At 72.1% G+C, this 7,321-nt stretch carries 6 protein-coding genes; all 6 read left to right on the top strand.

Annotated elements, in window-relative coordinates:
* Positions 1 to 746 precede the first annotated feature (746 nt).
* The 6 genes from ACZ4FV_RS17495 to serA all read left to right on the top strand — a co-directional run bounded on the left by ACZ4FV_RS17495 (position 747) and on the right by serA (position 7,096).
* The gene (locus tag ACZ4FV_RS17495) at positions 747 to 1,262 is read left to right on the top strand and encodes a SigE family RNA polymerase sigma factor (RefSeq protein ID WP_395872565.1); all 516 of its coding nucleotides are present in this window, start codon (positions 747 to 749) and stop codon (positions 1,260 to 1,262) included.
* 174 nt (positions 1,263 to 1,436) lie between these two features.
* A complete protein-coding gene (locus ACZ4FV_RS17490; protein WP_395872567.1) occupies positions 1,437 to 3,089 on the top strand; it encodes a PP2C family protein-serine/threonine phosphatase in 1,653 nt (550 codons plus the stop codon).
* 55 nt (positions 3,090 to 3,144) lie between these two features.
* Positions 3,145 to 3,975: a hypothetical protein gene (locus ACZ4FV_RS17485; RefSeq protein ID WP_161354475.1), complete on the top strand. Its 831-nt coding sequence runs from the start codon at positions 3,145 to 3,147 to the stop codon at positions 3,973 to 3,975.
* Positions 3,976 to 4,006: 31 nt separating this feature from the next.
* On the top strand, positions 4,007 to 4,828 hold the full coding sequence (locus ACZ4FV_RS17480; RefSeq protein WP_395872569.1) for an FHA domain-containing protein: 822 nt from the start codon (positions 4,007 to 4,009) through the stop codon (positions 4,826 to 4,828).
* Positions 4,829 to 4,914: 86 nt separating this feature from the next.
* Positions 4,915 to 5,307, top strand: a complete 393-nt coding sequence (locus ACZ4FV_RS17475; RefSeq protein ID WP_395872571.1) for an FHA domain-containing protein — start codon at positions 4,915 to 4,917, stop codon at positions 5,305 to 5,307.
* A gap of 199 nt (positions 5,308 to 5,506) precedes the next feature.
* Positions 5,507 to 7,096 (top strand): phosphoglycerate dehydrogenase, encoded by a 1,590-nt coding sequence (gene serA, locus ACZ4FV_RS17470; RefSeq protein WP_395872573.1) that lies wholly within the window; start codon positions 5,507 to 5,509, stop codon positions 7,094 to 7,096.
* The last annotated feature ends 225 nt before the right edge of the window (positions 7,097 to 7,321 follow it).

Raw genomic sequence — 7,321 nt, 5'->3', positions numbered from 1 at the left:
CGCTTCGGGGCGCGAAGGCCGGCCTGCGGCTCGGCCGCTGTCCGCGCTTCGCGCGTCGATCGCTGGGGTGGGGGTGGGTCGGGGTGCTGACGCGCTGGGGGTTTGGGCTGCGCTTCGGGGCGCGAAGGCCGGCCTGCGGCTCGGCCGCTGTCCGCGCTTCGCGCGTCGATCGCTGGGGTGGGGGTGGGTCGGGGTGCTGACGCGCCCGGGGTTTGGGGCTTCGCTCCGGGCCACGTAGTCCTACCTGCGGCTCGGCCGCTTTCCGTGCTTCGCGCGTTGATTACTGGGGTCGGGGGCGCTGATGCGCCGGGGGTTGGGCGCAACCGGTGGGGGGTGGGGTGCGTGTGGACCGTACCGGGGGTGTCGCGTGGGGCGGTGCGGGGAGGGACGGGGGACGTGGCATGGGGGAGGGGGAGGCGCTTTCCGTGGCGTTCGGCGCGTTCGAACGGGACGTGCGGCGTGTGCTTGGTGAGCGGCCGGACGGAGGGCGGCCGGCCTTGGGGGTGTTGATCGCGCGGCGTCGGCGTCGGCGGCTCGCCTGCGTCGGGGTCGGGATCGTGGTGGTGGTTTCGGGGCTCCGGTTGGTCGTTGCACGGAACCGATCACCCGGTCGTGTGCGTGGGTGGGGGAGAGACGCTCGAGGCGGGTGTTCCGCGACCTGAACCGACATCGGGTGCGCGCCCCGGGCCGGATAAAGTACCGGGTCACGGCAGGACAGACACGCCGCGACGGGACGCGGGGGAACGATGGGACGGGACACGGGCGGTCGCGCCGACTTCGACGTGTTCTACGCGGAGAGCCACGGCGCCCTCGTCGCACACCTGTACGCGCTGACCGGAGATTTCGGCGAGGCCCAGGAGGCCGCGCAGGAGACCTACATCCGGGCCTGGAAGGACTGGGAGCGGATCAGCGACTACGAGAACCCCGTCGCGTGGATCCGCCTGGTCGGTCAACGTATCGCGGTCAGCAGGTGGCGGCGCACCCGTACCGCGCTCAAGAGCTGGATCCGGCATGGCCCGGACGGGGATCTGCCCGCGCCTGGCCCCGAATCCGTGGCCCTGGTCGCCGCGTTGCGCCAGATTCCCGAGGCCCAGCGCCGTGCGGTGGTGATGCATCACATGGGCGGGCTGTCGGTGGCCGAGATCGCCGCGCACGAGGGCGCGCCCGAGGGCACCATCAAGGCCCGCCTGTCCCGGGGCCGCGCCGCGCTCGCCGGCCTGCTCGCGGACGGTTCGGAGGCGGTCCGGACCGGACGCTCCTAGGCCACGACGCGGTCCATCCGGGTTCATCCGCGCGGCTGTGCCCGGAAAACCCGAAGGAATTGGCCTTCCGGATCACATGCCAGGGCCGTATCCGAGGCAGCATGCTTGAACGAGGCAGTGCTATCGCCGCACCGGACTTGCCGTTCCGGGCCGACATCGTGGAGCGTGAGACACATGAGGGGCAGAGGGGACTCGGGTCGGGAGACGACCGTGCCGGCTCGCGGTGGCTTCCCGGAACGGACGCTGCGGCAGGACGAATTGCGCGCCCAGCGGGCACCGGCGGCGGACGACGACATCTTCGGCGACCTGTACCTCGACTTCGAGGACGCGCCCGCCCGCGAGCCGGCCGAGCGGAACGGGCCGGCGCAGCCGCGGCCGACGCACGACCCGGAGCCCGCGCCGAACGGCTCGGCCGACGAGTTCGCGGCCGAATCCGAGCCGGACGACGGCCGGCCGCGAGCGGACGCCGCCACGTCGTACGAGGGGTACGACGCCGACCCGGCGGACGATCCGGCGCCCGCGCCAGCGGCGGATTCCGGACTGCCGCAGGCCGATGCCGAGGCGGCACCGGCCGAGGCGCCCGAGGCCGCGTCGCGTTCGTTGTGGGACCAGGCCCCCCGGCCCGCCGAGACGTTCGCGACCGGGCCGGACGCGGCGGAGCGCGGGCCCGACGCGATCCCGCACACCGTGACCCCGCGCGCGGTCCGCCCGGAGGGCGGCATCCCGGCCGCGCCGCCACCGGTGCCCGCGCCGCCGACGATCTCCGGCGGCTCCGCCGACACCACCTTCGCCGCCGGGCACGCGGTGCCGCCGCCGCCCTCGGTGCCGCCGATGCCCACTTCGCCGCCGCCGGTGCCCGAACCGCAGACCCGGCTGCTGCCGGCCGACCCGCCGGTGCCCGAACCGGTCGAGGAGGCGGACGAGTTGGACGTACCCACCACCTCGCGCAGCGACAGCCTGCGTCGGGCCGACGCGGCCGAGGGCGACGTCCCGGAGGACACCGGGCCGCCGCTGGGCGTCCAGGCGTCCGCGTGGTCCACGTCCTCGCACCCCGGTCGGCGACGCGCCGCGCGGCGCGAACGGCGCGGATTGGGCCCGGAGCTGACCGCTCGCGACAACGACGACCGGTATGCCGCGACGGGCGACGTGTTCATCGTCGCCGACGGCCTCGGCGGTCACCCCGCCGGTTGGTACGCGGCCGACGTCGCGGTGCGCACGCTGGTGGCCGAACTCGCCGCCGCCGACCTGGCCGCGGGCTGGAGCGACCGGCTCAGCGCCGCGATCGCGGTCGCCGACCTGGCGGTGCGCCGGCACGGTGTCGCGCAGTACGAGGGCATGCGCACGACCGTGGTGGCGGCCGTCCTGCAACACGGCAGGCTGCACCTGGCCGGCTGCGGCGACAGCGTGTGCTGGCTGGTGCGCGGCGGCCGGGCGTTCCGGCTGACCGAACAGGGCAACGCGGCCGAATTCGGCCGTCCCTGGCTGCTCACCTCCACCCCGTTGGGCGGCTCCCAGGCCCCCGATCCCGAACTGCAACGCATCGAACTGCACCCGGGCGACCGTGTGGTCCTCGCCACGGACGGCGTCGGCCACCTGCCCGACGAGACGGTGGCCGACCTCGTGCACGGCGACCCCTTCCACGCGGCAACGACCTTGACCAGGACGGCCGTCGAGAGTGGTGACGACGACGCGACGGCGGTCGTGGTCGAATGCGACGCACTGCCGGTTCCGGCGGGTCATCGCTCCGGCGCCGACCCCAGGGAACAACCGGAGGATGCGTCGAGTGCCCCCGGGGCCCTACGGTCGGACGGCGGGACTGCCTGGTGACGGTTCACCGGGCGAAGATGGGCGATGCCCCAGGGCGGGGCACGAGACCGGACGGATGGCGATGCTCGAACTGATCCTCACCGTGGCGACGTCGGACGACGCCGACCAGCAGGAGTCGGACCTGGCCCGGCCGCGCACGGTGAAGGTGCAAAGCGAGCCCGGCAAGAAGATCGCGATCGGCCGGGACCCGTCGAGGTGTGGCCTGGTCACGCCCAAGGACTGGCGCTTCGTGTCGCGTGTGCACCTGGAGTTCGTCTACTCCCTGGAGCGCGGCTGGAGCGTGGAGTGGCTCCAGGGCTCGCACCCGCGCCCGGTCGCGCTGGTGCAGATCGATCGTGAGGGCGTGTCGGAACCGGTGCCCTACGGCGCGACGCTGCCGTTGGGTTCGCTGCGCCCGGGCCGGGTGGTGGTCACCGACCTGGCCCGACGGCGACGGGTCCTGGTGGAGTGGCGGGTCTCCCTGCCGCAACGCCCGGGCGAGGAGCCCACCGAACCGGACGTGGGCGTCCCCGAGACCCAGGACGTCGCGCCGTTCGTGTTGCAGAACCGCCTCTCCGAGACGGAGATGGAGGTGCTGGCCGCGCTGTCCTGTGACTGGGTGCACGGTCGTCCGGTCAAGCGGGCCAAGTCGACCAAGGAACTGTGCGAGCTGCTGCACCTGTCCGCGGCCACGGTCGAGCGGTACAAGACCAAGCTGCGCCGCGAGTTCTACAGTTCGGGCCTGTGCCCGGAGCTGAACTCCCTGCTCGGTCCGAACTACCTCGACACCGTGCGGCACGTGCACGGGGGCTGGGACCTGATAGCGCAGACCGCGGTCACCCACGGCATAACGGGACGCGGTCCGTGCCCGTGTGGTGCGGACGCGCCGCACGCGGGTACCAGGTGAGCGGTAGGACCGGGGAGGGGGCGAGGGGATCATGCTCGAACTGAACATGTCGTTCGTCGCGATCGAGGACGGCCGCGAGGCGGAGCGCGATCCGCTGCCGAGCCCCAAGAGCGTGCGAAAGCCCGGGGTGGCGGGCACGCGGGTGTTCGTGGGGCGCGACCCCAGCGTGTGCCGGCCGCTGCTGACGCCGCACGACTGGCTGTTCGTCTCGCGCAAGCACCTGGTCTTCGAGTACAGCGAGGACCGGGGCTGGACCGTGGAGTGGCCGCGCGGACAGCGGGACACGCCGGTGGCGATCGTTCGGATCAAGCGCGGCGAGACCTCGCAGGACATGCCGTACGGCGCGATCCTGCCGCTGCCCGCGCGCACCAGCGGCAACATCCTGGTCAGCGACCTGGCCCGGCGGCGCAGCGTGGTGCTCGCGTGGCGGGCGATGCAGCCGGTCCGGCCCAGTACGTCCGCGTCGCTGGTCGGGACCGCTCCGGACACGGTGGACATCGGTCCGGAGGAACTGCGCACCAAGCTGAGCGGGGTGCGGCTGGAGGTGCTCGCGGCGATGTCCTGCGACTGGATCCACGGCCGCGCCACCAAGCGGCCCAAGACCACCGACGAGCTGTGCGAGATGCTCTACATGGCCAAGGCCACGGTCGAGCGCTGCAAGACGGAACTGCGCCGGGACTTCTACAGCTCGGAACTTTGCCCGGAATTGAACCACTTGCTGGGGCCCGACTATCTGGACACCACCCCGCATGTGCACGGAGGTTGGGACCTGATCGCCCAGACGGCGGTCACCTGCGGCATTGTGGGACGCGAACCGTGCCCGTGCGCACGTCGCGGTGGATCGATCGACTGAACCACGGGGGGTCGGCCGCACGGCGGGCCGGCACGCGGGATCGACTGTGGATGGACTGACGGCCAGGAGCGTGGGGGAGGAAACCGGTGCTCGATCTCAACATGGCGTCGACTTCGGGGGCGGACGACGCGGCGACGGTCGCCATGCTGATGGCAAGCGCGCCGAGTCGGCCGGGGGCGACGTTGGCGGTCGGTCGCGACGCGACCCGCTGCCATCTCGTGACGCCGGCCGACTGGCTGTTCGTCTCCCGGGTGCACCTGGAATTCCAGTGCGACGACGACACGACGTGGTGGGTCACCTGGCGGCGCGGCTCGCAGAACGCGCCGGTGGCCGAGGTCCAGGTGGACGACGGCGAGACCCGCACGCTGCCCTACGGCGGCACCGCGCCGCTGCCCAACCGCGGCTCCGGCGAGGTGGTCATCCTGGACCTGAACGGGCAGCGCCGGGTCACCATCGGGTGGTTCCTGGCCGGCGACTGAGCGTCGAATCGATCCCGAGCCGATCCATCCGCTGATCTGACGACAGGTCAGGAGTGTTGCCCCCACCCGTCCGGAGTCCACACATCGGACATCTGTGAAGTCCTTCACAAGGGCGGCGGTAGGATCGGCCACGCGTCAGGCCACCCCGTCGTGCGTCTTCCACGCGGCCACCCGTCATCGCAGCACGCGAAGGAAAACCGTGAGCAAGCCCGTCGTTCTCATCGCCGAAGAGCTGTCCCCGGCCACCGTCGATGCCCTCGGACCCGATTTCGAGATCCGCCACTGCGATGGTGCGAACCGCGGTGAGCTGCTGTCCGCGATCGCCGACGTCGACGCCATCCTGATCCGCAGCGCCACCAAGGTGGACGCCGAGGCGATCGCCGCCGCGAACCGCCTCAAGGTGGTCGCGCGCGCCGGTGTGGGGCTCGACAACGTGGACGTCCCGGCCGCCACCAAGGCCGGCGTCATGGTCGTCAACGCGCCGACCTCGAACATCGTCACCGCCGCCGAGCTCGCCTGCGGTCTGCTCATCTCGGTCGCGCGCAACATCCCGCAGGGCAGCGCCGCGCTCAAGAACGGCGAGTGGAAGCGCAGCAAGTACACCGGTGTCGAGCTCTCCGAGAAGACCCTCGGTGTGGTCGGCCTGGGCCGGATCGGCGTCCTGGTCGCCCAGCGCATGTCCGCGTTCGGGATGAACATCGTGGCCTACGACCCCTACGTGCAGCCGGCCCGCGCCGCGCAGATGGGTGTGCGACTGCTCAGCCTGGACGAGGTGCTGGAGCAGTCCGACTTCATCACCGTGCACCTGCCCAAGACGCCGGAGACGCTCGGCCTGATCGGCGACGAGGCGCTGCGCAAGGTCAAGCCGACGGTGCGCATCGTCAACGCCGCGCGCGGCGGGATCGTCGACGAGGTCGCGCTGGCGTCCGCGCTCAAGGAGGGCCGGGTGGCCGGCGCCGGCCTGGACGTGTTCTCGAAGGAGCCGTGCACGGACAGCCCGCTGTTCGAGTTCGACAGCGTGGTGGCCACGCCGCACCTGGGCGCGAGCACCGACGAGGCGCAGGAGAAGGCCGGCGTCGCGGTGGCCAGGTCGGTACGGCTCGCGCTGGCCGGCGAACTGGTGCCGGACGCGGTCAACGTGCAGGGCGGCGTGATCGCCGAGGACGTGCGCCCGGGCCTGCCGCTGGCCGAGAAGCTCGGTCGCATCTTCACCGCCCTCGCGGGCGGTGTCGCGGTCCGACTCGATGTCGAGGTGCGCGGCGAGATCACCCAGCACGACGTCAAGGTGCTGGAGCTCGCGGCGCTCAAGGGTGTCTTCGCGGACGTCGTGGAGGAGTCGGTCTCCTACGTCAACGCCCCGCTGCTGGCCCAGGAGCGCGGTGTGGAGATCCGGCTGACCACGAGCTCGGAGAGCCCGGACCACCGCAACCTGGTCACCGTGCGCGGCACGCTCGCCGACGGCGGCGAGATCTCGGTCTCCGGCACGCTCGCGGGCCCCAAGAACATCGAGAAGATCGTCGAGGTGGACGGGTACGACGTGGACCTGGTGCTCACCGCGCACATGGTCTTCCTGCGCTACGCGGACAAGCCCGGCGTGGTCGGCGTGATCGGCCGGCACCTCGGCGAGGCGGGCGTCAACATCGCCGGCATGCAGGTGGCCCGCGCCGCCAAGGGCGGCGAGGCGCTGGTGGCACTCACCGTCGACACCACCGTCGAGCCGCAGATCCTCACCGACATCGCGGAGGAGATCGGCGCGGTCTTCATGCGTTCGGTGAACCTGGACGACTGACGCCGGCCGCGGCCGGCGACGGGCGCGAGACACGCCGTACGAGGCCCGGGGACCCATGTGGTTCCCGGGCCTTCGGCATGTCCGGGAGCGGGTGGTCGCGGCCCCTCGCCACGCCGCGTGGCGGACGGTCGATCTCAGATAGTAGGAACTCCGAGTAAATTGCAGACATCGACGCGACCCGTCGCCTACCGTGAAAGCAGACGGCCCTTCCGTACCCGGAAATCC

The organism is Embleya sp. NPDC025285 (genome assembly GCF_055558835.1).
The sequence above is the reverse complement of the archived record's forward strand: the minus strand, read 5'-3'. Positions and strand labels throughout refer to the sequence as shown.

Excerpts from the sequence above, each read along its gene's own strand:
- ACZ4FV_RS17495 (WP_395872565.1), top strand. The coding sequence starts at position 747 with ATGGGACGGGACACGGGCGGTCGCGCCGACTTCGACGTGTTCTACGCG.
- ACZ4FV_RS17490 (WP_395872567.1), top strand. The coding sequence starts at position 1,437 with ATGAGGGGCAGAGGGGACTCGGGTCGGGAGACGACCGTGCCGGCTCGC.
- ACZ4FV_RS17485 (WP_161354475.1), top strand. The coding sequence starts at position 3,145 with ATGGCGATGCTCGAACTGATCCTCACCGTGGCGACGTCGGACGACGCC.
- ACZ4FV_RS17480 (WP_395872569.1), top strand. The coding sequence starts at position 4,007 with ATGCTCGAACTGAACATGTCGTTCGTCGCGATCGAGGACGGCCGCGAG.